Source organism: Pseudomonas sp. UFMG81, assembly GCF_015354575.1.
Classification (GTDB): Bacteria; Pseudomonadota; Gammaproteobacteria; order Pseudomonadales; family Pseudomonadaceae; genus Aquipseudomonas.
In genome coordinates this window covers 41384-67050 of record NZ_JACAFQ010000016.1, presented here as the reverse complement: position 1 = coordinate 67050, position 25667 = coordinate 41384, and the positions used below count along the sequence as shown (strand labels likewise).

Annotated in this window: 25 protein-coding genes; 16 read left to right on the top strand and 9 right to left on the bottom strand. The window is 64.8% G+C overall.

Annotated features, from left to right (window positions below):
- The first annotated feature begins 42 nt into the window (after nucleotides 1-42).
- The gene (locus IX761_RS14570; RefSeq protein ID WP_194790270.1) at nucleotides 43-1410 is read left to right on the top strand and encodes a PepSY-associated TM helix domain-containing protein; all 1368 of its coding nucleotides are present in this window, start codon (nucleotides 43-45) and stop codon (nucleotides 1408-1410) included.
- A 233-nt stretch (nucleotides 1411-1643) separates the two neighbouring features.
- Nucleotides 1644-3059, top strand: coding sequence for a D-serine/D-alanine/glycine transporter (cycA, locus tag IX761_RS14565; RefSeq protein ID WP_194790269.1), 1416 nt, complete (start codon nucleotides 1644-1646; stop codon nucleotides 3057-3059).
- 401 nt (nucleotides 3060-3460) lie between these two features.
- Here the strand turns inward: cycA and IX761_RS14560 are convergent, their stop codons facing one another.
- Nucleotides 3461-3760 carry a hypothetical protein gene (locus tag IX761_RS14560; RefSeq protein WP_194790268.1) on the bottom strand — a complete coding sequence of 100 codons (300 nt, stop codon included), beginning with the start codon at nucleotides 3758-3760 and terminating at the stop codon, nucleotides 3461-3463.
- A 532-nt stretch (nucleotides 3761-4292) separates the two neighbouring features.
- Between IX761_RS14560 and urtA the strand changes: the two genes are divergently transcribed.
- The 7 genes from urtA to IX761_RS14525 all read left to right on the top strand — a co-directional run bounded on the left by urtA (nucleotide 4293) and on the right by IX761_RS14525 (nucleotide 11036).
- Nucleotides 4293-5558, top strand: a complete 1266-nt coding sequence (gene urtA / locus IX761_RS14555; RefSeq protein ID WP_194790267.1) for an urea ABC transporter substrate-binding protein — start codon at nucleotides 4293-4295, stop codon at nucleotides 5556-5558.
- Between the two features lie 140 nt (nucleotides 5559-5698).
- Complete coding sequence (gene urtB, locus IX761_RS14550; RefSeq protein ID WP_194790266.1) at nucleotides 5699-7186, top strand: urea ABC transporter permease subunit UrtB; 1488 nt, start codon at nucleotides 5699-5701, stop codon at nucleotides 7184-7186.
- Entirely contained in the window at nucleotides 7186-8265 is a 1080-nt protein-coding gene (gene urtC / locus IX761_RS14545) for an urea ABC transporter permease subunit UrtC (RefSeq protein ID WP_194790265.1), read from the top strand. The genes urtB and urtC overlap by 1 nt, the downstream gene beginning before the upstream one ends.
- Nucleotides 8262-9119 carry an urea ABC transporter ATP-binding protein UrtD gene (gene urtD / locus IX761_RS14540; RefSeq protein ID WP_194790264.1) on the top strand — a complete coding sequence of 286 codons (858 nt, stop codon included), beginning with the start codon at nucleotides 8262-8264 and terminating at the stop codon, nucleotides 9117-9119. Before urtC ends, urtD begins: the two co-directional genes overlap by 4 nt.
- 126 nt (nucleotides 9120-9245) lie before the next feature.
- Nucleotides 9246-9944, top strand: coding sequence for an urea ABC transporter ATP-binding subunit UrtE (urtE, locus tag IX761_RS14535; RefSeq protein WP_194790263.1), 699 nt, complete (start codon nucleotides 9246-9248; stop codon nucleotides 9942-9944).
- Between the two features lie 31 nt (nucleotides 9945-9975).
- Nucleotides 9976-10500, top strand: coding sequence for a GNAT family N-acetyltransferase (locus IX761_RS14530; RefSeq protein ID WP_194790262.1), 525 nt, complete (start codon nucleotides 9976-9978; stop codon nucleotides 10498-10500).
- A gap of 5 nt (nucleotides 10501-10505) precedes the next feature.
- The gene (locus tag IX761_RS14525; RefSeq protein ID WP_194790261.1) at nucleotides 10506-11036 is read left to right on the top strand and encodes a GNAT family N-acetyltransferase; all 531 of its coding nucleotides are present in this window, start codon (nucleotides 10506-10508) and stop codon (nucleotides 11034-11036) included.
- Between the two features lie 132 nt (nucleotides 11037-11168).
- Here the strand turns inward: IX761_RS14525 and IX761_RS14520 are convergent, their stop codons facing one another.
- Together IX761_RS14520 and cbpA are read right to left on the bottom strand one after the other, a co-directional pair.
- Entirely contained in the window at nucleotides 11169-11474 is a 306-nt protein-coding gene (locus IX761_RS14520; RefSeq protein ID WP_194790260.1) for a chaperone modulator CbpM, read from the bottom strand.
- 2 nt (nucleotides 11475-11476) lie between these two features.
- A complete protein-coding gene (gene cbpA / locus IX761_RS14515; RefSeq protein WP_194790259.1) occupies nucleotides 11477-12436 on the bottom strand; it encodes a curved DNA-binding protein in 960 nt (319 codons plus the stop codon).
- Between the two features lie 164 nt (nucleotides 12437-12600).
- Here cbpA and IX761_RS14510 point away from each other — a divergent pair, with 164 nt between their 5' ends.
- Nucleotides 12601-13872, top strand: coding sequence for an Hsp70 family protein (locus IX761_RS14510; protein WP_194790258.1), 1272 nt, complete (start codon nucleotides 12601-12603; stop codon nucleotides 13870-13872).
- 120 nt (nucleotides 13873-13992) lie between these two features.
- Here IX761_RS14510 and IX761_RS14505 read toward each other — a convergent pair whose 3' ends face one another.
- The 3 genes from IX761_RS14505 to IX761_RS14495 form a co-directional block, all read right to left on the bottom strand.
- Nucleotides 13993-15000 (bottom strand): AI-2E family transporter, encoded by a 1008-nt coding sequence (locus IX761_RS14505; RefSeq protein WP_194790257.1) that lies wholly within the window; start codon nucleotides 14998-15000, stop codon nucleotides 13993-13995.
- Between the two features lie 70 nt (nucleotides 15001-15070).
- Complete coding sequence (locus IX761_RS14500; protein WP_194790256.1) at nucleotides 15071-15355, bottom strand: PsiF family protein; 285 nt, start codon at nucleotides 15353-15355, stop codon at nucleotides 15071-15073.
- Between the two features lie 63 nt (nucleotides 15356-15418).
- Nucleotides 15419-16207 carry an AraC family transcriptional regulator gene (locus IX761_RS14495; RefSeq protein ID WP_194790255.1) on the bottom strand — a complete coding sequence of 263 codons (789 nt, stop codon included), beginning with the start codon at nucleotides 16205-16207 and terminating at the stop codon, nucleotides 15419-15421.
- 218 nt (nucleotides 16208-16425) lie between these two features.
- On the opposite strand from IX761_RS14495, the gene IX761_RS14490 reads away from it, so the two are divergent.
- On the top strand, nucleotides 16426-17298 hold the full coding sequence (locus IX761_RS14490) for a DMT family transporter (protein WP_194790254.1): 873 nt from the start codon (nucleotides 16426-16428) through the stop codon (nucleotides 17296-17298).
- A 139-nt stretch (nucleotides 17299-17437) separates the two neighbouring features.
- Here IX761_RS14490 and IX761_RS14485 read toward each other — a convergent pair whose 3' ends face one another.
- Nucleotides 17438-18328 carry an esterase/lipase family protein gene (locus IX761_RS14485; protein WP_194790253.1) on the bottom strand — a complete coding sequence of 297 codons (891 nt, stop codon included), beginning with the start codon at nucleotides 18326-18328 and terminating at the stop codon, nucleotides 17438-17440.
- Between the two features lie 124 nt (nucleotides 18329-18452).
- Between IX761_RS14485 and osmE the strand changes: the two genes are divergently transcribed.
- Together osmE and IX761_RS14475 are read left to right on the top strand one after the other, a co-directional pair.
- Nucleotides 18453-18794 carry an osmotically-inducible lipoprotein OsmE gene (gene osmE, locus IX761_RS14480; RefSeq protein WP_194790252.1) on the top strand — a complete coding sequence of 114 codons (342 nt, stop codon included), beginning with the start codon at nucleotides 18453-18455 and terminating at the stop codon, nucleotides 18792-18794.
- Nucleotides 18795-18818: 24 nt separating this feature from the next.
- Nucleotides 18819-19346 (top strand): ferritin-like domain-containing protein, encoded by a 528-nt coding sequence (locus IX761_RS14475; protein ID WP_194790251.1) that lies wholly within the window; start codon nucleotides 18819-18821, stop codon nucleotides 19344-19346.
- A gap of 107 nt (nucleotides 19347-19453) precedes the next feature.
- Here the strand turns inward: IX761_RS14475 and IX761_RS14470 are convergent, their stop codons facing one another.
- Nucleotides 19454-21520 (bottom strand): AsmA family protein, encoded by a 2067-nt coding sequence (locus IX761_RS14470; protein ID WP_194790250.1) that lies wholly within the window; start codon nucleotides 21518-21520, stop codon nucleotides 19454-19456.
- A gap of 338 nt (nucleotides 21521-21858) precedes the next feature.
- Between IX761_RS14470 and IX761_RS14465 the strand changes: the two genes are divergently transcribed.
- From IX761_RS14465 to IX761_RS14455, 3 genes are all read left to right on the top strand, one after another.
- A complete protein-coding gene (locus IX761_RS14465; RefSeq protein ID WP_194790249.1) occupies nucleotides 21859-22449 on the top strand; it encodes a phage infection protein in 591 nt (196 codons plus the stop codon).
- Between the two features lie 122 nt (nucleotides 22450-22571).
- Entirely contained in the window at nucleotides 22572-23204 is a 633-nt protein-coding gene (locus tag IX761_RS14460) for a TetR family transcriptional regulator (RefSeq protein ID WP_194790248.1), read from the top strand.
- Nucleotides 23205-23358: 154 nt separating this feature from the next.
- The gene (locus IX761_RS14455; protein ID WP_194790247.1) at nucleotides 23359-24447 is read left to right on the top strand and encodes an AGE family epimerase/isomerase; all 1089 of its coding nucleotides are present in this window, start codon (nucleotides 23359-23361) and stop codon (nucleotides 24445-24447) included.
- A 54-nt stretch (nucleotides 24448-24501) separates the two neighbouring features.
- Here the strand turns inward: IX761_RS14455 and IX761_RS14450 are convergent, their stop codons facing one another.
- Nucleotides 24502-25269 carry an SDR family oxidoreductase gene (locus IX761_RS14450; protein WP_194790246.1) on the bottom strand — a complete coding sequence of 256 codons (768 nt, stop codon included), beginning with the start codon at nucleotides 25267-25269 and terminating at the stop codon, nucleotides 24502-24504.
- Nucleotides 25270-25667: the final 398 nt, after the last annotated feature.

Here is a 25667-nt window from a genome sequence, read left to right as displayed (position 1 = left end):
GCGGGCCTGACCGCGCCCAACTCAGGTCTACGGGAGGCTCCCATGAGCAAACCAAACGTATCGTTCTACAACCTGGCCTGGCGCTGGCATTTCTATGCCGGGCTGTTCGTCGCGCCGTTCATGATCCTGCTGGCGATCACCGGGATCGTCTACCTGTTCAAGCCGCAGCTCGACCCGCTGATGTACCGCGACTTGATGGTGGTCGAGGCCGGCCACCACCGGCAGGACGCCGACACCCTGCTGGCCAACGTGCGCCAGGCTTATCCACAGGGCCACGTGGGCCAGTACCTGCCACCGCTGGACGCCGAGCGCAGCGCGCAATTCGTGGTGCACGACGGCGGGCGCGAGCTCAATGTGTTCGTCGACCCGTACAGCGGCAAGGTGCTGGGCGAGCAGGACGGCAAGCAGAACCTGCAAGCCATCGCCCGCGCCCTGCATGGCGAGCTGATGGTGGGCACCGTCGGCGACCGGCTGGTGGAACTGGCCGCGGGCTGGGGCATCGTGCTGGTCGTGTCTGGCCTGTATCTGTGGTGGCCACGCGGGCGCAGCAGTGCTGGGGTGCTGTGGCCACGCTTCAGTGCCCGTGGCCGGGTGCTGTGGCGTGACCTGCACGCGGTCACCGGGTTCTGGGGCTCGGCCCTGTTGCTGCTGATGCTGATCAGCGGCATGACCTGGACCGGGGTGTGGGGCAAGCAGTACGCCGACCTGTGGAACCGCTTCCCGGCGGCCATGTGGAATGATGTGCCGAAGTCGGACAAGCAGGCGGGCGAGCTGAACGACGCCCACCGCCAGACCGTGCCGTGGGCGCTGGAGAACACCCCGATGCCGGTGTCCGGTGCACACGCCGAGCACGCTGGCCATCACATGGCCGACCAGGCGCCCGCCGCGCCGCAGGTCAGCCTGCAGCAGGTCGAGAACGTCGCCACCCTGCGCCAGGTTGCGCCGGGCTACAGCATTACCCTGCCGACCAGCGCCGACGGTGTATTCACCATCGCGGTGTTCGCCGACGACCCACGCAACGACGCCACCCTGCATATCGATCAATACACCGGCAAGGTGCTGGCCGATGTGCGCTGGCAGGACTACAGCCCGGTGGCCCGCGCCACCGAGCTTGGCGTGATGCTGCATGAAGGCAAGATGTTCGGGCCGCTGAACCAGATCGTCATCCTGCTGGTGTGCCTGATGATCCTGCTGGGCTCGGTGAGCGGGCTGGTGATGTGGTGGAAGCGCAAGCCCGCCAGTGGCCTGGGCGTGCCGCCGCTGCGCCATGACCTGCCGCGCTGGAAGACCGCCGTGGTGGTGATGCTGGTGCTGGGCGTGGCATTCCCGCTGGTGGGGGTGTCGATGGTGGTGATGTGGGTGGTGGATAGCCTGGTAGTGCGCCAGCGCAAGGTCGTGGCTCAGGCCTGATTCCGCGCCGGCCTCTTCGCGGGCAAGCCCGCTCCCACAGGATTCGCGTCGCCTGTGGGAGCGGGCTTGCCCGCGAAGAGGCCGGCACAAACAACCATTGATTCCCGTCATGTCGAGCACCACGCTGCACCGCCAAGATCGTGTCGATCTGCCACGCCCGCGATCGGAACGCGACGTGATAGCCTGTTCGGCTTTCGCTCACAAAAAGACTGACCCTCAATGGAATGCAGCCTATGACCCGGACCTCCTCCACCCCCGCTGAAGACCAGCACCTGCAACGCAACCTGACCAACCGCCACATCCAGCTCATCGCCATTGGCGGTGCCATCGGCACCGGCCTGTTCATGGGCTCGGGCAAGACCATCAGCCTGGCCGGCCCGTCGATCATCTTCGTCTACATGATCATCGGCTTCATGCTGTTCTTCGTCATGCGCGCCATGGGCGAGCTGCTGCTGTCGAACCTCAACTACAAGTCGTTCATCGACTTCTCCGCCGACCTGCTCGGCCCCTGGGCCGGCTACTTCACCGGCTGGACCTACTGGTTCTGCTGGGTGGTCACCGGCATTGCCGACGTGGTGGCGATTGCCGCCTACACGCAGTTCTGGTTCCCCGACATGCCGCAGTGGATCCCCGCACTGAGCTGCGTGGCGCTGCTGCTGTCGCTGAACCTGGTGACGGTGAAACTGTTCGGCGAGATGGAGTTCTGGTTCGCCCTGATCAAGATCGTCGCCATCCTTGGCCTGGTGGTCACCGGCCTGTACATGGTCATCACCGGCTTCCAGTCGCCCGGCGGCGACACCGCGAGCCTGGCCAACCTGTGGAACGATGGCGGCATGTTCCCCCACGGGCTGATGGGCTTCTTCGCCGGCTTCCAGATTGCCGTGTTCGCCTTCGTCGGCATCGAGCTGGTGGGCACCACCGCCGCTGAAGCGAAGAACCCCGAGCGCACCCTGCCCCGGGCGATCAACTCGATCCCGATCCGCATCATCGTGTTCTACGTGCTGGCGCTGGTGGCGATCATGGCCGTGACCCCATGGCGCGACGTGGTGCCAGGCAAGAGCCCGTTCGTCGAGCTGTTCATGCTGGCTGGCCTGCCGGCGGCGGCGAGCATCATCAACTTCGTGGTGCTGACTTCGGCGGCCTCGTCGGCCAACAGTGGCGTGTTCTCCACCAGCCGCATGCTGTTCGGCCTGGCCCAGGAAGGCGATGCGCCCAAGGCTTTCGAGAAACTCTCGCGCCGCGCGGTGCCGGCCAACGGCCTGTTCTTCTCCTGCGCCTGCCTGCTGCTGGGCGCGGTGCTGATCTACCTGGTGCCCGACGTGGTCGAGGCGTTCACCCTGGTGACCACGGTGTCGGCGGTGCTGTTCATGTTCGTCTGGACGCTGATTTTGCTGTCGTACCTGAGCTACCGCAAACACCGTGCGGCGCTGCATGAGGCGTCGAGCTACAAGATGCCTGGCGGGCGCTTCATGTGCTACGTGTGCCTGGTGTTCTTCGCCGGCATCCTGGTGCTGCTGAGCCTGCGTGACGATACGCGCCAGGCGCTGGTGGTGACACCGATCTGGTTTGTGCTGTTGGCGGTGACGTATCAGTTTGTGCGTAGCAAGCGCCAGCCGCGTGCGGCGGTGCATGACGCTCGGAGCAACTGATTCTGAGCCTTGCCCTTGAGGGTGGGGCTTTTGATCGCGTGCTGGCGGGCAGGTGCCTGACGATAGCTTTGCAGCGCCCTCAAGATCGAGCGCCGCCCGCGCGGCGCATCGCTGGCAAGCCAGCTCCCACATTTGTTTCGGGCCAGTTACTCCTGGTCTATCTTCACTGTCCGCCTTGTTGGCATGACGCGGTATCGAGGTGGGCGCTGCCGGCCCCTCACAAGACTTGAGGCATGCACCAAGGCGGGCAGCGGTACCCTCAAAGGCATAATTGGCCCGAAACAAATGTGGGAGCTGCGGTTCGCCGCTGCGACTTGCCAGCGATGCGCCGCGCGGGCGGCGCTCGATTTCATAGGCGCTGCAACTCTCCCGTCGAACACCTCGAAGAGCTCCCCCTGCGCTTAGCCGTGCTCCAACCCTTCAAGCACCGCCTCAGCCAACGCCAACCCCTTCTCCAGCGAATTCTCGGTAGCCGTCAGTAAACTGCGCAACGGCTCATCCGCCCTCTCCAACGCCGCAGCATTGGTCTCATACGCCGCCTTCAACGCCGCCACCGCGCACACCAGCGCATCCTCGCTATCGACCCCGGCATGCACCGAGAGCATCGGATCATGGGCGTGATTGCAGGTGCCGAACTGTGAACAGCCGGTAACGGGGCGGGGTTTACCAATAGCAGGGCTGACCAGCGATTCCTGGTTCATGGGTGCACCTCTCGCGTGGTGAAGTGGATGAGAGGTGCGCCAGCGACAGGCGCGAACGGAGGATCTGGAACGATCTTCTTGAACATGATGGGGCTACTCCATGCAGCTTTCTGAGGTATCTCCGTGCCCACACGCCAATATGGGTGGACGGAGCCGTGCGGGTTGGCGTTGCCGGTCAGAAAGTTCCGGTGAGCCCGAAGGCTCCCACACACGGCTCCGCCCATAACGGGTGCAACCATGCAGGACACAACGATCGCAGGTGCGATGTGTCCGATTCTGACAGCGGGACGCCAATCCCGAACCGCAGAAACTACTGCGGTGCGGAACGGTACTCAAGTACCGCTTATGTGTCAAAAGTGTTCAGCAGCCCCTGGCCCCTATCCTGTGCAAGCCAAACCGGCAAGCACCATCCTGGACACGCCGCACGCCCCTATTCGTCGCACAACCGCTCTACCGCGCACATTCCATCGCACGGCACAGCCTTTGCAATCTCCGACCTGCCAGCACCACAACCTCACATCGGAGTGACCAAATGAAGCGACGCAGTCTGATCAAGGCCTTCACCCTCAGCGCATCGATCGCGGCGATGGGCCTGAGCTGGAGTATCCAGGCCGCCGAGACCATCAAGGTCGGCATCCTGCATTCGCTGTCGGGCACCATGGCGATTTCCGAGACCTCGCTCAAGGACATGGCGCTGATGACCATCGACGAGATCAACGCCAAGGGCGGGGTCAACGGCAAGCAGCTCGAAGCCGTGGTGGTGGACCCGGCGTCCAACTGGCCGCTGTTCGCCGAGAAGAGCCGCCAGTTGCTGACCCAGGACAAGGTGGCGGTGGTGTTCGGCTGCTGGACCTCGGTGTCGCGCAAGTCGGTGCTGCCGGTATTCGAGGAGCTCAACGGCCTGCTGTTCTACCCGGTGCAGTACGAGGGTGAAGAGATGTCGCCGAACGTGTTCTACACCGGCGCTGCGCCCAACCAGCAGGCGATCCCGGCGGTGGAATACCTGATGAGCGAGGACGGCGGCGGCGCCAAGCGCTTCTTCCTGCTGGGCACCGACTACGTCTACCCGCGCACCACCAACAAGATCCTGCGCGCCTACCTGCACAGCAAGGGTGTGGCCGACAAGGACATCGAAGAGGTCTACACGCCGTTCGGCCACGCCGATTACCAGACCATCGTCGCCAACATCAAGAAGTTCTCCGCTGGCGGCAAGACGGCGGTTATCTCCACGGTCAACGGCGACTCCAACGTGCCGTTCTACAAAGAGCTGGCCAACCAGGGCCTGAAGGCCACCGAGGTGCCGGTGGTGGCGTTCTCGGTGGGTGAAGAAGAGCTGCGCGGCATCGACACCAAGCCGCTGGTGGGGCACCTGGCGGCGTGGAACTACTTCGAGTCGGTGGATAACCCGGTCAACCAGAAGTTCGTCGCCGACTGGAAGGCCTACGCCAAGGCCAAGAACCTGCCGGGGGCCGACAAGGCGGTGACCAACGACCCGATGGAGGCCACCTACGTGGGCATCCACATGTGGGCGCAGGCTGCCGAGAAAGCCAAGTCCACGGATGTGGACAAGGTGCGCGAGGCGCTGGCCGGGCAGAGCTTCAAGGCGCCGTCCGGGTTCACCCTGACCATGGACAAGACCAACCACCACCTGCACAAGCCGGTGATGATCGGCGAGATCCAGGATGACGGGCAGTTCAGTGTGGTGTGGCAGACCGAAGAGCCGCTGCGGGCGCAGCCTTGGAGCCCGTTCATTCCCGGGAATGACAAGCGGCCTGACTATGCGGTGAAAGGGAACTGAGTGTACTGGGGCCGCTCCGCGGCCCATTCGCCGGCAAGCCGGCTCCCACAGGGATCGCGCCAGTCCTGAGAACAGCACTGAACCTGTGGGAGCTGGCTTGCCAGCGATGAATCCACCGCCGATTTTCCAGGACTGCCCTTATGCTCAGATTCCTGCTCACCCTTCTGTTGCTACTGCCCCTGGCCACCCAAGCCAGCGAGGGCGAATTCTTCCTCAGCGCCAAGCCCGCCGAGCAAGCCAGCCTGCTCGAAACCTGGGCCGCACAACCCGATGCCGCGCGCCTGCCTTTGCTGGAAAACCTGCGCCAAGGCCGCATCGCCGAGGGCGACACCCGCAAGCTGCGCCTGAACAACCGCCTGCGCGGCCTGATCGACAACACCCTGGCCAGCCACCAACTGCTGAGCGACCAGGCCAGCATCCGCCTGGCCGCCGCCCAGCAACTGCAAAAAAGCGCGCAACCGGCGCAGATGGCCTTCCTCGACCGGCGCTTCGCCAGCGAACCGGACGCCGCCGTCCACGCCGCCCTGGGCCTGGCCCTGGCCAACCTGCAACTGGGCGCCAGCGAGCCTGCGGTGCGCCTGGCCGCCGTGCGCCTGCTCGGCGAAACCGGCGACCCGTTGGCCCGCACCCGCCTTGAGGCGCTGCTGCAACCGGGCGCCGAAACCGATAACGCCGTGCGCACCGCCGCCGAAACCAGCCTCACACAAGTGCAACGCAAACTGCTGGTGGGCGAGCTGCTGGGCCAGGCCTTCAGCGGCCTGTCGCTGGGCTCGATCCTGCTGCTGGCGGCCCTGGGCCTAGCGATCACCTTCGGCCTGCTCGGGGTGATCAACATGGCCCACGGCGAGATGCTGATGCTCGGCGCCTACAGCACCTACATGGTCCAGGTGCTGGTGCAGCGCTACGCGCCGGGTGCCATCGAGTTCTACCCGCTGATCGCCCTGCCGGTGGCCTTCGCCGTCAGCGCGGGGGTGGGCATGGCACTCGAACGCACGGTGATCCGTCACCTGTACGGTCGCCCGCTGGAAACCCTGCTGGCCACCTGGGGCATCAGCCTGATCCTGATCCAGGCCGTGCGCCTGCTGTTCGGTGCGCAGAACGTCGAGGTGAGCAACCCGGCCTGGCTGTCCGGCGGCATCCAGCTGCTGCCCAACCTGGTGCTGCCGTACAACCGCATCGTCATCATCGGCTTCGCCCTGGCCGTGGTGCTGCTCACCTGGCTGCTGCTCAACCGCACGCGGCTGGGCCTGAACGTGCGTGCAGTTACGCAGAACCGCAACATGGCAGCCTGCTGCGGGGTGTCCACTGGGGGCGTCGACATGCTCGCCTTCGGCCTGGGCTCGGGTATCGCCGGGCTGGGTGGCGTGGCCCTGAGCCAGGTCGGCAACGTGGGGCCGGACCTGGGCCAGAGCTACATCATCGACTCGTTCCTGGTGGTGGTGCTCGGCGGCGTCGGGCAACTGGCCGGCAGCCTCTGGGCCGCCTTCGGGCTGGGTATCGCCAACAAACTGCTGGAGCCGCAGATTGGTGCGGTGCTCGGCAAGATTCTCATCCTTGCGCTGATCATTCTGTTCATCCAGAAGCGCCCGCAAGGCCTGTTCGCCCTCAAGGGACGGGTAATCGACTGATGAACCAGCCACTGCTTGTCACTGCCGCACAAAAGGCCGGGCCGCGGGTTTCGCTGGCCCTCGGCGCCGCCGTGGTTTTGGTGTTGCTGGCCCTGCCGCTGTTGTCGCTGTTGCCCGACGGGCACGCGTTGCAGGTTTCGGCCTACACCTTGACCCTGGTGGGCAAGATCCTCTGCTACGCCATCGTCGCCCTGGCGCTGGACCTGGTGTGGGGCTACGCCGGGCTGCTGTCCCTGGGCCACGGGTTGTTCTTCGCCCTGGGTGGCTACGCCATGGGCATGTACCTGATGCGCCAGGCGGCCGGCGATGGCCTGCCGGGGTTCATGGCCTTCCTGTCGTGGAGCGAGCTGCCCTGGTACTGGGCCGGCACCCAGCACTTCGCCTGGGCCCTGTGCCTGGTGGTACTGGCGCCGGGGTTGCTGGCGCTGGTGTTCGGCTGGTTTGCCTTCCGTTCGCGGATCAAGGGCGTGTACTTCTCGATCATGACCCAGGCCCTGACCTTCGCCGGCATGCTGCTGTTCTTCCGCAACGAGACCGGCTTTGGCGGCAACAACGGTTTCACCAACTTCCGCACCATCGTCGGCTTCGACGTGACCGCGCCCGGTACGCGTGCGGTGCTGTTCCTGCTGACCGTGCTGTTGCTGCTGGCCAGCCTGTACCTGTGCTGGCGGCTTACCCGCAGCAAGTTCGGGCGGCTGCTCACCGCCGTACGCGATGCCGAGAACCGCCTGATGTTCTGCGGCTACGACCCGCGCGGCTTCAAGCTGCTGGTGTGGGTGCTCAGCGCCGTGCTGTGTGGCCTGGCCGGGGCGCTGTACGTGCCGCAGGTGGGCATCATCAACCCCAGCGAGATGTCGCCGACCAACTCCATCGAGGCCGCCGTGTGGGTGGCCCTGGGCGGGCGTGGCACGCTGATCGGGCCGCTGCTCGGCGCCGGGCTGGTCAATGGCATGAAGAGCTGGTTCACCGTGGCGTTCCCCGAGTACTGGCTGTTCTTCCTCGGCGCGCTATTTATCGTCGTCACTCTGTACCTGCCCAAGGGCGTGGTCGGGCTTGTGAAGAAAAGGAGCCAGCCATGAGAGGCGTGCCCCCGGTGCATCCGGAATTCATGCTGGAACCGGTGTTCGACCAACTGGGTGCCGGCCGCGACGCCATCGGCCTGGGCCAGCCGCGCAAGGCCGGGCTCGACACCCGCCACGGCACGGTGCTGACCCTTGAGGACATCAGCGTCAGCTTCGACGGTTTCAAGGCGCTCAACGGGCTGAACCTGTACATCGGCGTGGGCGAGCTGCGCTGCATCATCGGCCCTAACGGCGCGGGCAAGACCACGATGATGGACGTGATCACCGGCAAGACCCGCCCCGACAGCGGCAGCGCCTACTTTGGCGACACCCTCGATTTGACCCGCATGAGCGAGTACCAGATCGCCCAGGCCGGCATCGGCCGCAAGTTCCAGAAGCCCACGGTGTTCGAGGCGCTGACGGTGTTCGAGAACCTGGAGCTGGCGCTCAAGGCCGACAAGTCGGTGTGGGCCAGCCTGGCGGCGCGCCTGAGTGGCGAGCAGCGCCAGCGCATCGACGAGGTGCTGACCACCTTGCGCCTGCTGCCATTGGCCCAGCGCCCGGCCGGGCTGCTGTCCCACGGGCAGAAGCAGTTCCTGGAGATCGGCATGTTGCTGGTGCAGGAGCCGCAGTTGTTGCTGCTGGACGAGCCGGTGGCGGGGATGACCGATGCCGAGACCGAGTTCACCGCCGAGCTGTTCCGCTCGCTGGCGGGCACGCATTCGCTGATGGTGGTGGAGCATGACATGGGCTTTGTGGGCAGCATTGCCGACCATGTGACGGTGCTGCACCAAGGCAGTGTGCTGGCGGAAGGGTCGCTGGCGCAGGTGCAGGCGGATGAGCGGGTGGTCGAGGTGTATCTGGGCCGGTAGATACCGAAACCTGCACCGGCCTCTTCGCGGGCAAGCCCGCTCCCACAGGCGACGCGAGTCCTGTGGGAGCGGGCTTGCCCGCGAAGAGGCCAGTGCAGGCACAGCAATCTTTTCAGGAACACTCACATGCTGAAAATCGACACCCTGCACCAATACTACGGCGGCAGCCACATCCTGCGCGGCCTGTCGTTCGAGGCCAAGGTCGGCGAAGTCACCTGCCTGCTCGGGCGCAACGGCGTGGGCAAGACCACCCTGCTGCGCTGCCTGATGGGCCTGCTGCCGGCCCGCGAGGGCCACGTGGAATGGGAAGGCAAAGCGATCACCACACTCAAGCCACAGCAACGGGTACAGGCCGGCATCGCCTACGTGCCCCAGGGCCGCGAGATCTTCCCGCGTCTGACAGTGGAAGAGAACCTGCTGATGGGCCTGTCGCGCTTCCCGGCCCGCGAGGCACGGGAGGTACCCGCGTTCATCTACGAGCTGTTCCCGGTGCTGGAACAGATGAAACAGCGCCGCGGCGGCGACCTGTCCGGCGGCCAGCAGCAACAGCTGGCCATCGGCCGCGCCCTGGCCAGCCGCCCGCGCCTGCTGATCCTCGACGAACCGACCGAAGGCATCCAGCCCTCGGTAATCAAAGAGATCGGCGCGGTGATCCGCACGCTCGCCGACCGGGGCGACATGGCCATCCTGCTGGTCGAGCAGTTCTACGACTTCGCCGAAGAGCTGGCCGACCAGTACCTGGTGATGGCGCGGGGCGAGATCGTCCAGCGCGGGCGCGGTGAGAACATGCAGGCCGAGGGTGTGCGTGGCCTGGTTACCATTTAATCTGCACAGACTTCCCTTGCGAGATGCCGTCATGAGTTACCTGCTGCGCGATGCCCTGGTCGAAGACCTGCCAGGCATCCTCGACATCTACAACGACGCCGTGCGCAACACCACGGCGATCTGGAACGAAACCCCGGTCGACCTGGCCAACCGCCAGGCCTGGTTCGACGCCCGCGCGCAGCGGGGCTACCCGATCCTGGTGGCGGTGGACGAGACCGGGGTATTGGGCTACGCCTCATTCGGCGACTGGCGGCCGTTCGAGGGCTTCCGGCATACCGTCGAGCATTCGGTGTACATCCGTGGCGACCAGCGTGGCAAAGGCCTGGGCCCGGTGCTGATGCAGGCGCTCATCGAGCGTGCACGCACATGCGACAAACATGTGATGGTCGCCGCCATCGAGACCGGCAACGCCGCATCGATCCGCCTGCACGAACGCCTGGGCTTCGCCATCACTGGGCAGATGGCCCAGGTGGGCGTGAAGTTCGGCCGTTGGCTGGACCTGACCTTCATGCAGCTGAATCTGGACGAGAACGCCCTTCCCCCTTCAAGGAGCTGAACCCCATGAACGCCGCCCACCTGCAACGCGTCACCCACGAAGGCCTGGCCTACTACCGCGAGGGCCTGGTGGCCCTGCTGCTGGATGCGGTGCGACAGGGGGCTTCGGTGGGGTTTCTCGGCGATATCGATGAGCAGCAGGCCAATGCCTATTTCGATGAGGTGAAGGCGCGCCTGGCCAGCGGCGATCAGCTGTTGTGGGTGATTGCCCAGGGCCAGGAAGTGCTGGCCAGCGTGCAACTGGGACTGTGCCTGAAGCCCAACGGGCTGAACCGGGCCGAGGTGCAGAAGTTGCTGGTGCACAGCGATGCGCGGCGGCGGGGGTTGGGGCAGCAACTGATGAATGCGCTGGAGGCCGATGCACGGCGGATCAGGCGGGGGATGCTGTATCTGGATACCGAGGCGGGGTCCGGGGCTGAGGCGTTTTATCAGGCGTTGGGGTACAGCAAGGCGGGGGAGATTCCGGATTATGCCTGTGGGCCGGACGGGGTTTATCGGGCTACGGCGTTGTATTTCAAGGTGCTCGAGAAGGCCTGAGAATCTGGGGGCGCTTTGCGCCCCTTTCGCGACACAAGGCCGCTCCTACAGGGGGAATGCGATCACCTGTAGGAGCGGCCTTGTGTCGCGAAAGGGCTGCGCAGCAGCCCCAATATCTGCCATGAAAAGCAATCACATCTGGATAAACCGCCCCAACCGCTGGCGCAGCATGCTGTTCTCACTGCGCAACTGCTGCACCTCTTCCAACAGCTCCAGCGCCAGCGCCACCCCTTCCCACTCCAGCTCCAGCTCCTGATGCAGCTTCACCGCGCGCTTCAAGGTTACCGGCGCGCGGTCATCGAACAGCCATTCGTCAGGCGTTCGCCCCGACGGTTCAACAATGCCGTGCTCGACGATCTCGATCACCCAGTCGGCCGTGACATCGGCTTCCTGGCACAGGGTACGCATGTCCAGTTGAACGATCAGGGTGCTGCTCATGGTCACTTACTCCATTGAGTCCTCGGATTGAACGCGGCTTTCTCGGAGAGCTGGGTCCACAATTCGCGGGCGGCGGCGTCGGACTGAGCGGGCATCACCACCTTGAGCTGGGCGTAGAGGTCGCCGCGCTCGCCCTGCTTGTTCAACAGGCCCATGCCCTTGACCCGCAGGCGCTGGCCGCTCTGGCTGTCGGGGCGGATGGTCAGGTTGATCTTGCCGGTCAGGGTCGGCACCGCCACCTTGGCGCCCAGCGCGGCCTCCCACGGGGCCAGCGGCACGGTGATAATCAGGTCATGACCTTCGACATCGAACAGCGGGTGCGGTGCCATGCGCAGGGTCAGGAACAGGTCGCCGTTGGCGCCACCGCCCACACCCGGGGCGCCCTGGCCCTTGAGGCGGATGCGCTCGCCGTCGGTCACCCCGGCGGGGATCTTCACGTTCAGGGTCTTGGTGGTGAACCCGGTACGCTGCCCGGCGCCGTTGGTCTGCGGCACCTGGAAGCTGATCTGCTTGGATTCGTTGTTCAGGGTCTCTTCAAGGAAGACCGCCAGTTCCAGTTCCACGTCCTGCCCTCGCCTGCCGGTGCTGCGCTGTTGCCGGCCGCCACCACCGAAGGGGTTGCCACCCCGGGCGCCGAAGATCGAACTGAAGAAGTCGGAGAAGTCGCCGCCCTCGAAACCGCCACCGGCCTGGCCGCCGCGGCTCTGCCAGCCAGGCGGGGCCTGGAACGGCCGGCCGTGCTGGCCGCCGTACTTGCGGATTTCGTCGAACTCGGCGCGCTTGTCCTTGTCGCCAAGCACTTCGTAGGCCTCGTTGGCCTCCTTGAATTTGTCCTCGGCGTCACGCTCCTTGCTGACGTCGGGGTGATACTTGCGCGCGAGCTTGCGGTACGCGGCCTTGATCGCCTTGTCGTCCGCGCTCGGGTCGACGCCGAGTATCTTGTAATAGTCTTTGAAGTCCATCTGTGGATCACCAATGTGAAAGTGCAGGTTGCAACTGAAGATAGGGGCCAAGCATAGCCTTTCAAGGTGCGCTTGGCTTTGCCTCACGGCAGACGACCGGTCTTGATTCTGTAGCCAACTGGCATAAACTGCGCGGCCGTTTTGCCTCCGGAAGCTTTCCCCTCATGTCTGACGTATCCCCGGCCCGCGCCCTCGGCATCGATTTTGGCACCTCCAACTCCACGGTCGGCTGGCACCGCCCGGGCGTCGAGTCGCTGATCGCCCTGGAAGACGGCAAGATCACCCTGCCGTCGGTGGTCTTCTTCAACATCGAGGAGCGTCGCCCGGTGTACGGCCGCCTGGCCCTGCACGAGTACCTGGAAGGCTACGAAGGCCGCCTGATGCGCTCGCTCAAGAGCCTGCTGGGCTCCAAGCTGATCAAGCACGACACCAGCGTGCTGGGCAGCGCCCTGCCGTTCAAGGACCTGCTGGGCATGTTCATCGGCGAGCTGAAAAAGCGCGGTGAAGCCGCCGCCGGCCGCGAGTTCGACCAGGTGGTGCTGGGCCGCCCGGTGTTCTTCGTCGACGAAGACCCGGCCGCCGACCAGGAGGCCGAGGACACCCTGGCCGAGGTGGCACGCAAGATCGGTTTCAAGGACGTGTCGTTCCAGTACGAGCCGATCGCCGCGGCGTTCGACTACGAGTCGGGCATCAGCCGTGAAGAGCTGGTACTGATCGTCGATATCGGCGGCGGTACCTCGGACTTTACCCTGATCCGCCTGTCGCCCGAGCGCCACCTCATCGACGAGCGCCAGGACGACATACTCGCCACCGGCGGCGTGCACATTGGCGGTACCGACTTCGACAAGCAGTTGAGCCTGCAGGGCGTGATGCCGCTGTTCGGCTACGGCAGCCGGATGAAGAGCGGTGCGCTGATGCCTACCAGCTACCATCTCAACCTGGCCACCTGGCACACCATCAACGCCCTGTACTCGCAGAAGTCGCAGCTGGCGCTGGGCAACATGCGCTACGACATCGAGGACACCCTGGGCATCGACCGCTTGTTCAACCTGATCGAGCAGCGCGCCGGGCACTGGCTGGCGATGGAAGTGGAGGCCAGCAAGATCGAGCTGACCGAGCGCGACAGCCGCCACATCGACTTCGGCCGCATCGAGCCGGGGCTGGCCGCCGAGCTGACCCGCGCGTTGTTCGAGGATGCCATCGACGGGTTGCTGGAGCGGGTGCGTGGCAGTGTGACCGAATTGCTGGCCAAGGCGGGGGTGAACGAGAGCCAGGTGGACACGGTGTTCTTCACCGGCGGTTCCAGCGGTATCCCGGCGCTGCGCAACAGCGTGGCGGCGATGCTGCCCAAGGCGCGGCATGTGGAAGGGAATATCTTCGGCAGCATTGGTAGTGGGCTGGCGATCGAGGCGCGCAAGCGGTACGGCGCAGCTTGATAGACTCTGGGGCTGCTGCGCAGCCCTTTCGCGACACAAGGCCGCTCCTACAGAAGGCCGCGCCCCCCTGTAGGAGCGGCCTTGTGTCGCGAAAGGGCCGCAAAGCGGCCCCGGCGATCGTCAGACCAACTCCATCCGCTTCAACTCACTCTTCAGGTACGCGTAGTAGATCGGCCCCGCCACCACCCCCGGCAGCCCGAACGCGGCCTCGAACACCAGCATCGCCAGCAACAACTCCCAGGCCTTGGCACTGATCTGCCCGCCAACGATCCGCGCGTTGAGGAAGTACTCGACCTTGTGGATCACGATCAGGTAGCCCAGTGCCGCCGCCGCCACCCAGATCGACAGCGACAGCCCGACGATGGTGATCAGGGTGTTGGACATCAGGTTGCCGATCACCGGCAGCAGGCCCAGCAGGAAGGTCAGCACGATCAAGGTCTTGGTCAGCGGCAGGTGCACGCCGAACAGCGGCAGCACCACGGCCAGGAAGATGCCGGTGAACGCGGTGTTGAGCAGCGAGATCTTGATCTGCGCGAAGACGATGTTGCGAAATGCCTGCACCAGCAGGCTCAGGCGCTCGAACAGCGCTGCGGCCAGGGGCTTGCGCCGGGAGATGTCGGGGATGCGCTGCAGGGCGACGATGGCGCCTAGGATCATGCCGATCAGCAGGGTCACGAACATGTGCGCCATGCCCTTGCCCACCAGTTGCAGGTCGCTCAGGTGGCTCTTGATCCAGTCACCGATGGCTACCTTGAACTCGGCGGCGCTGGCCGGCAGGTAGGCTTCGATGAACGGCGGCAGCTGGCCACGGGCACGCTCGACCAGGGCCATGAACTTGTCCAGCGAGGCGCCGGGGTTCTCCGCTTCGTGCAGCAGGAAACTGAAGGCGCCGGCGAACAGCAGGGTCAGGGTGCTGACCACCAGGGTGCCGAGCAGGGCCACCGCCAGCCAGCGCGCACGCTGCCCGGCAATCAGCGGTTGCAGGCGCGGGGTGAGCATGTTGACCAGCTCGAACACCAACAGGCCGGCCAGCAGGCTGGGGAGTAGCTTCAGGGGCAGCGCCAGCAGCAGGCCAGCAATGACGATGACCAGGCTGGCAAGGGAGATCTGGCGGGGGGTGAAGGTCATACAGCCTCGACGGCAGACAGCGGAAAGTCCCGCAGTCTGCCAGCCTTCAATGCACAGGCATAGGCGCAGGTCATTTCTTCTTCAGGCAGTCGCTCATGTAGGCCTTGCGCTCGTCGCCCTTGAGCGCCTTGGTGGTGGCGTCGGCGTTGCAGGTCTTCATCTTGTCCTGCTGGGTCTGTGGCACATCCTTCTTCAGGCAGGTGCTCATGAACGCCTTGCGCTCATCGCCCTTGAGCGCCTTGGTGGTGGCGTCGGCATTGCAGGTTTTCATCTTTTCTTGTTGCGCAGTGGCGGCGAATCCTTGCCCAGCGATCAACATGCCCAGCACCAGCAGTGGCACATTCAGCAACTTCATGGAGTGGTCTCCTTGGCGGCGCGCCCGATGCGCGCGTGTCGAGCTGAGTGTAGACAAGAATTCTTACACCTCTGCCCGGGCCCGCCGCCGGTAATGCTCCGGTGTGCAGCCGGCCTGGCGCTGGAACATGGCGATGAAGGCCGAGCCGCTGCTGTAGCCGAGGTCGAAGGCGATGGCCTGGATCGGCGTGCCGGCCTCCAGCGCCTCGATGGCCCGCAGGAAGCGCAGGCGCAGGCGCCACTCACCGAAGCTCATGCCCAGCTCGCGCAAAAAATGCCGGGCCAGGGTGCGTTCGCTGACATGCACCTGCGCGGCCCAGTCGGCCAACGGGCGGTTGTCGCCGGGCTCGGCCTGCAATCCGGCGAGCACCTGGCCCAGGCTGTCGCTGTGGGCGAAGGGCAGATAGCAGGTTTGCCTTGGCGCCTGGTGCAGTTGGTCGAGCAGCACCTGGACCAGGCGCTGGTCGCAGGCGTCCCGAGCCACCTTGAGGTCGCGCCGGGCGAAATCGCCGAGGATTGCCTTGAGGATGTCGCTGACCACCAGGCTGCAAGGTTGCGTGGGCAGTTCGGCGCACAGGCTGCGGTCCAGGTACACCGAGCGGTAGACGATGGCCTGGGGGTTGTAGCAGCCATGCTCGGTGCCCGGTGGTACCCACACGGCGTAATTGGGCGGTGAGACGAAGCGTTGGCCTTCGACATCCAGGTGCATGACGCCGTGGGAAGCGTAGTTCAGTTGCCCCCAGGGGTGACGATGCGGCGCGCTCTGGCTGCCGGCGCCGAATTCGTCGTAGCGGAAGTAGACCGGGGCGGGGAGCTGGTCGAATTGCGGGAGGGTGAGGTACTGGCGGGGCATGTTGGCTGCTTCGCGAGGCGGGTTGTCTGGATGGGAGTATAGGCTTTGTAACAGACAGCGGATAATGGTCGCCTGTCGGGGGCTGCTTTGCAGCCCTTTCGCGACACAAGGCCGCTCCTACAGGCGAGCGCATTCCCCTGTAGGAGCGGCCTTGTGTCGCGAAAGGGGCGCAAGGCGCCCCCAGAAACCACCGCAACACCCCAGAGAATCACTGCTACATGAACTACCTCTTCCCCCTCACCGCCATCCTCATCTGGGCCGGCAACACCGTGGTCACCAAGCTGTCCGCCGGGGCCATCTTCCCGGCCGAGATCGGCTTCTACCGCTGGCTGCTGGCCGGCCTGCTGTTCACCCCCTTCCTGCTGCCCCAGGTGTGGCGCAACCGCGCGGCGATCCGCCCGCACCTGGGCAAGGTGTTCGTGCTGGGCGTGCTGGGCATGGCCGTGTACCAGAGCCTGGCCTACTTCGCCGCCGCCATCACCAGCGCCACCAACATGGGCATCATCCTGTCGCTGATGCCGCTGATGTCGCTGGCGCTGTCCATCGCCTGGCTGGGCCAGCGCCTGAGCTATGGTGCGTTGCTCGGCGCGCTGGTGTCGTTCTTCGGCGTGCTCGAGGTGGTCTCGGCCGGCCAGCCCTCAGCCCTGTTGCAGCAAGGCTTGAACGGCGGCGACCTGATGATGCTGGTGGCCACCTTCGCCTATGCGCTGTACAGCTTCCTGTTGAAGAAATGGCAGCTGCGCCTGCCGCCGATGCAGTTGCTGTACCTGCAGATACTGGTGGCGATCCTGGTGTTGCTGCCGCTGTTCCTGCTGTCGCCCAAGACCGGGCTGAACGGCCATAACATTGGCCTGGTGGTGTATGCCTGCGTGCTGGCCTCGATGGTCGCGCCGCGGGTGTGGATGCAGGCGGTGCATCGGTTGGGGCCGAGCCGGACCACGTTGTTTTTCAACTTGCTGCCGGTGGTGACGGCGGTGATTGCCGCGGTAGTGCTGGATGAGCAGTTGGCCAGTTATCACCTGGTTGGTGGGTTGCTGACACTGGTTGGGGTGCTGCTGGCCGAGCGCTGGACTACGCCGGTGCGTCGTTAACATGCAGGGGGAGCGCTACGCGCTCCTTTCGCGGCACAAGGCCGCTCCTACAGTAGACCGCGATCACCTGTAGGAGCGGCCTTGTGTCGCGAAAGGGCCGCGTAGCGGCCCCAAGGATCTCAAGCCTTGCACAAGGCCGTCACAACCCCGCCGCCTTGAGCCGTGCCGCATGCTCGGTAAACAGCCGCACCGGCTCGGCGCCCTTGCCCACCGCACCCAGCGACTGGTTGACGATATCCAGGTGATCGAGCGGGTAGTCATCACCAATCACCTGGCCCAGGTGCGAACTGAAGCGCCCGACCATGCCATCGCACTGGCCCTTCTCCTTGACGAAGCTGCGGGCGAACAGGCGGCAGAAGCGGTTGCTGCCATCGAAACGGTTGCGCCCCTGGTCGGTGAGCCCAGGCTGCAAGGTGCCGGACCAGGAGTAATAGCGCACACCGTTCACCTCACCCGGCCCCTCCCCGCCCCAGATTTCGGGCAGCCCCTGTGGATAAGCCTGGTTGAACAGCGCCACCCCGGCGCTGGTCAACGACTGATGCGAGGCATGCACGTCGATCGGCAACGGGTCGCGGCGCCAGCCGGTCTCCAACCACACCAGCAACACCGCCAAACCATGCAGCACCGCCTTGAGGATGCGCCCCTGGGGCGAATCGCCCGGTGCCGTGCGTTCCAAGTGATCGGCCAGCTCCGAGCCATGGTTGGGGCCGGCCACCGAAGTCACCGATGCCACCCGGTCCGGGCGTTTGGCTGCCGCGTAGCGGGCACTCAGCGCCCCCTGGCTATGGCCGATCAGGTTGACCTTCTCGGCCCCCGTGCGCTGGCAGATGTCCTCAATGATGGCCAGCAACTGCTCGCCACGCACCTCGCTGGAATGCACCGGCGAGACCTGCACCGGGAACACCTGCGCGCCGCCCCGGCGCAACGCCGAGGGGATGCCGAACCAGTAGGGGTAGAACAGCACCCGCACGAAACCGAGCATGCCCGGCACCAGCACCAGTGGGTATCGCGTGGCCAACGCCTGGGTCATGGCTTTTGCCCTCTTCCATGGACGACCGGCCAACAGTAGCGCCCCGCCGACGCCCATCGCAATCGAACTCCCGGCGCGCCGTGCGGTTCCAAGCAGAACAGACCCTTGAGCAAGGAGCGGGACCATGTACAAGCAGACCCTGGCCATTCTTCTGGCAAGCGCCACCCTCGCCGCCTGCGGCAGCCGCCCGGAAAACCCGGTGGACTACGTGACCTACCGTGACCAGCCGCTGGTCAAGCAGGTGGAGAACGGCATGACCATGCAGAAAGTCATCGCCATTGGTGGTAGCCCTTCGAATGTCATCGACCTGCCCCATGGCGGCACCTGCAACGACTACATCCTCAACCACGAAGGCCAGCAGCAGCCCTACTACGTGCGCTTCGACGCCACCGGCCATGTCGACGCCAAGGGCTTCAAGACCTGCAAGCAACGGCAAGAAGACAGCGACGCCGTCCACGGCGCATGACCCCTGATACTTTCGGAGATGACCATGAGTGTTGAACTGACCGATGTGAAGACCCTGCGCGAACGCGCGCGCCAGCACGCCGAAAACGGCGCAGTGACCGAGGGTTACCACGCCGACCGCGAGCAGATCCTGCGCCTGCTCAACGAGTCGCTGGCCACCGAGCTGGTGTGCGTATTGCGCTACAAGCGCCACTACTTCATGGCCAGCGGCATCAAGGCCAGTGTCGCTGCCACAGAGTTTCTCGAACATGCCACCCAGGAAGCCGAGCACGCCGACAAGCTGGCCGAGCGCATCGTGCAGCTGGGCGGCGAGCCGGACTTCAACCCGGACAACCTGAGCAAGCACTCCCATGCCCAGTACGTTGAGGGCAAGAACCTGAAGGAGATGGTGCTGGAAGACCTGGTGGCCGAGCGCATCGCCATCGACAGCTATCGGGAGATCATCCAGTACATCGGTGACAGCGACCCGACCACGCGGCGGATCTTCGAGGACATCCTGGCCCAGGAAGAAGAGCACGCGGACGATATGTCGGATCTGTTGCAGGGGTTGTGAACCCTGAGGGCGCCTTGCGCCCTTTTCGCGACACAAGGCCGCTCCTACAGACGACCGCGATTACCTGTAGGAGCGGCCTTGTGTCGCGACTGGGCCGCAAAGCGGCCCTATTTCCTGGCCTTCACCGCCGCCGGCGCCTTGCCGGCTTTCATTTGCTGCAGCAAGGGTGTGCACTGGTTCGGCGCATCGCCACTGCTTGGCGCGATCAGTGCCAGCAGCCCCGCCGCAGGCCCCACCACCACACCCAACGCCACCATCCCCGCGCCGCGCAGTGCCAGTGGTACTGCCTGCACACCGGCGCTGGGCTTGGCGAACGGCCCGCGCACGTACAGGGGCGAGCGCAACGAGAACAGCCGTACGCCCTTGGACTCGGGATTGATCTTCAGGTCCAGCTGCTCACTGGCAAAGTTGGCCGTGCCGTTGACATAGATGATCGCGTTCTCGGTATCGAAAACGAACAACCGGGGTGTGGCCAGCCCATCCTTGATACCCACATCCGCCGCCGCGCAATTGATCTTCACATCCTCGTCACCAAACAGCTTGCCGATCACATAGTTGCCCACGTTGAGCCCGGCAATCTCCATCAGCCCGCGGCTGATGGCGCCATCGTTGACCAACAGGCGCAGATCGCCGTTCGAAGAGCCCAGCAGCGCTGCCACCGAGTTACCCCGGCCACTGAGGTCGGCGTCACCATTGAGCTCGCCGAAGGTGGTCTGCATCGGTGCGAAGCCTGGGAACAACTGCTTGAGCTTGAAGCCACGGGCGGTCAACTGCGCACGCCCCTGCAGTGGGGTGCCGCGCCCATCCAGGCGGATGTTGGCACCGAGGTTGCCGCCTGCCACGCCGAAACGCAGCGGTTCCAGGCGCAGCAGGCCATCGTCGAGGATCACATGGGCGGACAGGTCGTTGAACGGCAGTTTCTCGCTGTGCACGATGCGTTTGCCGGCGAAGGTCACGTCGGCGTCCATGGCGCGCCAGCGGTCGGTGCGAAATTCCTCCACCGGCAGCACCTTGCCCGAGGGCTGCTTGCTGGCGCCACCACGGGCCTTCTGCGCACTGTTGGAGTCGGCGCCGATCAGCGGCGCGAGGTCCTTGAACAGCAGTTGGTTGGAGACCAGGTTGCCGGACAGCTTGGGGCGCGGCTGGCTGGCGACGAAGGCCAGGTCGCCATGGATGTCGCTGGCGCCGATCTTGCCGTTGAAGCCTTCGTAGCGGAACTGCGCACCTTCGGCGGCGTGCAGGTTGGCCGTGAGGTGGCCGTCGGTCTCGTAGGCCGGGGTGTCCGGCAGGGTCACGCCGGTCAGCGGGTAGAGATTGCCCAGACTGCTGCCCGACAGCTTCAGGCGCAGGTCAAGGGCCCCCAGGTTGCGGGGGTCGGTAAGGGTGCCGGCCAGCACCACGCGAGTGTCGCCAATGCGCGCGTCAGCCTGTAGCGGGAATGGCTGGCTGGCGTCCTGCAAGGCCAACAGGCCACCGATCTTGCCGGTGGCGGCCACCGCCTGGCCCTTGTAGCGGCCCTGGGCCTTCAGGCCGAACGCGTAGTCCTGGGCGTTGCCGACCTTTTCGGCGCGGGCCTTGCCGACGATGTCGCTGAACGGCACCGGCTTGCCCAGCGGGTCGATCTGCACCTTCATGCTGGTTTTCAAGGTCTGGTCGTCGAAACTGACGTTGCCTTGGTCGAAGCCGATGGCACCGATGTCCAGCACCCACTTCGACGGGGGTTCGTTCTCGTCCTTCGGCCCCAGGTCGAACGCCCAGTTGGCCCGGCCATCGGCCAGGCGCGTGAGGCTGGCGCTGGGCTTGACCAGGTCGATGCGCGGGATGCTGATGCGCTGGACGATCAGCGGCAGCGGCGCCAGGCGAAACTCGACGCGCTCAAGGCCCACCATGCGCGGCTCCTTGAGCCACTCGGGGTTGCCCAAGGTGAGGTCTTCGGCGGTGAAGTGCGGCCAGGGCACGTAGGCGCGCCAGCCGCCCTCTTCAGGCTCGGTGCGCCAGTGCACGGCAAGGTTGCCGTTGATCGCGAACGGACGGTGCAGGGCCTCGGAGACCTTCTCGTTGAGCAGCGGCTTGACGCGGTTCCAGTCGAAGGTGGCGATCACCACCACCAGGATCGCCAGCAAGGTGGCCAGGGTGGCGAGGGTCCAGACAAGGATTCTGGCGGGGCGCGTCATTGCGTGGTTCTCCTGGCTGTATGGCACAAAGCGGGCGAAACGGTGGCACTTAATCAATGGGACTGATGAAAGCCGGCGGGGTTTTATCCGGGCGCCATGATAGCGGAGTTTTTTCTCGGGTTTTTCCGCACTCTGGCTTGAGAGTCGGGTTGGCGTTACCGCAAAACCGTGAAGGCCACTGGCCTTTATCCGCGCTGAAAACATTGCGGCAGAGCCATCCGCTGCGAGTATCAATCCCGTCGATTGTTACCATTACCCTATTGAACTTTTCTCTGGCGTTACCGGGCGTAGCATTGGCTCCGTACCCACTTTCCAGCCCCCCAGAGGAGCACCGAATCATGAAACGCCATCTGCTGCTGAGCCTGACCCTCTCCGTCCTTGCTGCCAACGCTTTCGCCCTGCCCGCCGATGACCAGCACTTGAGCGCCGAGTCCCGCTCCAGCGCGGCCACCGTCAGCCAACCGCTGAACACCCTGGCCGAAGGTGGCGCCGAACGCCTCCAGGAACGTGCCGGTCGCGTTGCCGAAGGTGGCTCGGACCGCCTGATCGAACGCAACAACCGCGTTGCCGAAGGTGGCTCGGACCGTCTGATCGAACGTAACAACCGCGTTGCCGAAGGTGGCTCGGACCGTCTGCTGGAACGCAACAACCGTGTTGCCGAAGGTGGCTCGGACCGTCTGCTGGAACGTAACAACCGTGTAGCCGAAGGTGGCTCGGACCGTTTGATCGAACGCAACAACCGCGTTGCCGAAGGTGGTTCGGACCGTCTGCTGGAACGCAACAACCGTGTAGCCGAAGGTGGCTCGGACCGTTTGATCGAACGCAACAACCGCGTTGCCGAAGGTGGTTCGGACCGTCTGCTGGAACGCAACAACCGTGTAGCCGAAGGTGGCTCGGATCGCCTGGTCGAACTCAGCCGTGTGAGCTGATCGCCATGGCCGAGAACAACAACCCGCCCCGCTGCGCCTGCTCCCCTCCAAGCCCGGTCCATTGACCGGGCTTTGTTTTTTTATCCAGAATGCCCAGCCTCACCACCACAAGATGTTGCCCGATGCTACCGCGTGCCGAACAGAAGCTACTGACCCGCCAGGCCCTGCTGGATGCTGCCTGCCAGCTCATGGAGAGCGGCCGCGGTTTCGGCGGCATCAGCCTGCGCGAAGTGGCCAAGGCCGCCGGGATCGTGCCCACGGGGTTCTACCGCCACTTCCCCGACATGGACGCCCTGGGTTTGGCCCTGGTCGCCGAGGTCGACACCACCTTCCGCCAGACCATTCGCCTGGTGCGCCACAACGAATTCGAACTGGGCGGCATCACCGACGCCTCGGTGCGCATCTTCCTCGACGTGGTCAACGCCCACCGCGCCCAGTTCCTGTTCCTCGCCCGCGAGCAATACGGTGGCTCGCAGCCGGTACGCCAGGCCATCGCCCGCCTGCGCCAGGGCATCAGCGCCGACCTTGCCACCGACCTTGCGCGCATGCCGCGCTGGCAGCACCTGGACGGCGCCGCGTTGGGGGTGATGGCCGACCTGGTGGTCAAGACCGTGTTCGCCACCCTGCCGGAGCTGATCGACAGCCCGGAGGCAGACGATCCGCAGGTGCTGACTGCGCAAGAGAAGATCACCCAGCAGCTGCGCTTCATCTTCGTCGGTGCGCGGCATTGGCAGGGATTGGGGAACCCGGGCTGAACTGATTTTGCCTTTACGACCCTCATCGCGGGGCAAGCCCGCTCCCACGCAGTACAACGTGGGAGCGGGCTTGCCCCGCGATTTGGCCGGCACAAGCAACCGTGAACCCCGTCTGCTACCATGGCGCCCTGCCCGACCGTCCATGAGCGCCAGCATGTCCGACCCCCGCCCTGCGTTGACCCGTTTCCAACAGCACTTCGCCGAACGCATCGTGCCGCTGTGGCAAGGCCCGGGCTGGAACGCCGACATGGCGCTGCCCTATGAAGCCCTGGATGCCCAGCATCGCCCGCTGCCAGTCCAGCGCTACCGCGCCATGGCCTGCGCGCGCCAGCTGTACCTGTTCAGCAGCCGTATCGAGCAACCGGGCGCGGCCGAACGTGCAGCGGCGCTGTTCCGCTCGCTGCAAAAACACTTCCACGACGCCGAGCACGGTGGCTGGTTCTACAGCATCGACGCCAACGGCAAGCCGCTGGACCGGCGCAAGGACCTCTACACCCACGCCTTCATCGTGTTCGCTTGCGCTCACTACTGGGGCAAGGTTGGCGAAGGGCTGGTCGAGGCCACGCTCAATGGCGCCCTGGAAGTAATCGCCGAGCAGTTCGCCCGCGATGATGGCCTGTACGAGGCCAGCCTGGGTGAGGACTGGTCGGACCTGGGCAGCGGCCCGCTGCAGAACCCGCAGATGCACCTGGCCGAAGCCTTCCTGCAAGTGCTGGCGGTGCGTGAAGATGAAGAGGCCCGCCAGTCGCTGCTACACCTGTGCGATGGCTTGCAGGCGCAGTTCGTAGAGCCGGTGCACGGCCTGATGCTGGAAAAGCCGCGTGGGGTTGTGGATAACTGGTTCGAGCCTGGCCATCAGTTCGAGTGGTTCTACCTGCTCGACACCTCGCCGCTGCTGCGCGGCACGCCGCTGCATGCCTCCATCAGCCGTGCGTTCGAGTACGCCGAACAATGCGGCGTGAAAGACTCGGCGGTGCTGGCGATGCTGGATGTGGACGGCAAGGTGCTCGACGCCACCCAGCGCATCTGGGCGCAGGCGGAGTATCTGCGGGCGCTGGCACTGCGCTCAGGCAGCGATGAAAAACTACTTGGGCAGTTGCAAGCCCTTGAAGGGCAGTTTCTGCATGAGGGCGGCTGGCATGAGTGCCGGGATGGTAGCGGCGCAGTCAGCCGACACGACATGCCATCTACCACGCCCTATCACTTGGCAACCTGCCTGGATGGTCTACAGCGCCTAATCTGACGCTATCGCGGGGCAAGCCCGCTCCCACGAGCTTGCCCCGCAATCATTCGCGCATCAGCCCTTGGCTGAGCGATCGATCGAGAACCCCGCCCAGTCCTGGCTCACCGGCATCAACTCGAGGCTGTTGATGTTGATGTGTGCCGGTTGGTTGAGGATCCAGAAGATGGTGTCGGCGATATCCTGCGGCTGGATCGGCTCGGCGCCAGCATAAGTGGCGTCGTACTTGGCCTGGTCACCGCCGAAGCGCACCAGCGAGAATTCGCTCTCGCACAAGCCCGGCTCGATATTGCTCACCCGTACACCGGTCCCGCGCAGGTCACAGCGCAGGCTCAGCGAGAACTGGCCGACGAACGCCTTGGTGCCGCCATACACGTTGGCGCCCGGGTACGGGTAGTTGCCCGCCACCGAGCCGACGTTGAGGATCGAGGCGCCGCGGCCATGAGCGATCAGGCGTGGCAGCAGCAGGCGGGTGGTGTACATCAGCCCCTTGATGTTGGTGTCGACCATGGTTTCCCAGTCGTCGAGGCTGCAGTTCTGCGCAGCGTCCACCCCCAGCGCCAGGCCGGCGTTGTTGACCAGGCCCGTCAGTTTGTCGAAGGCCGGGGGCAGGCTGGCGATGGCCGCTTCCATCGCCTGGCGGTCACGCACATCGACTATCAGGCCGTGTACTTCGGTCTTGGCCGACAGCTCCTGGCACAACGCATCCAGGCGCTCCTTGCGCCGACCAGTGAGCACCAGTTTCCAGCCCGCATCGGCGAAACGGCGGGCGGTGGCCTCACCGAAACCGGAAGTCGCGCCAGTGATGAATACGGTGGACGTCATGCTCTTCTCCTTCGCTGTGCATTGCTTTTGGCAGGCCTCGCAGCATGCCCGGCGCAAGCCCTGACGACAACCATTCAAGCACCTGATCAAAAAATGCTCAAAGCCTGGAAAGCCCTGTGTTAGAAGGCCCTGAGCGAGCTATTCGCACCTTATCCACAAGCCTTTCCCCATGGATTGGGGGCAACTCGTCGGTTTTGCGGAACCTTTTGCACAGCCAATGTCCTGTGGAAATCTCTCAGTGATGGCGCAACGCTTTCAACCATGCCGCTTGTGGAGCTCTGTCCAAAGTTTTTACACAGAGTTATCCACAGGAATGCGCTTGTCAGGTACGCGCCGCAGTGCAGCTAAAAAGTGGCGTGAAATCAACCACAAGCCGTACATGATCAAAAAACGTACAA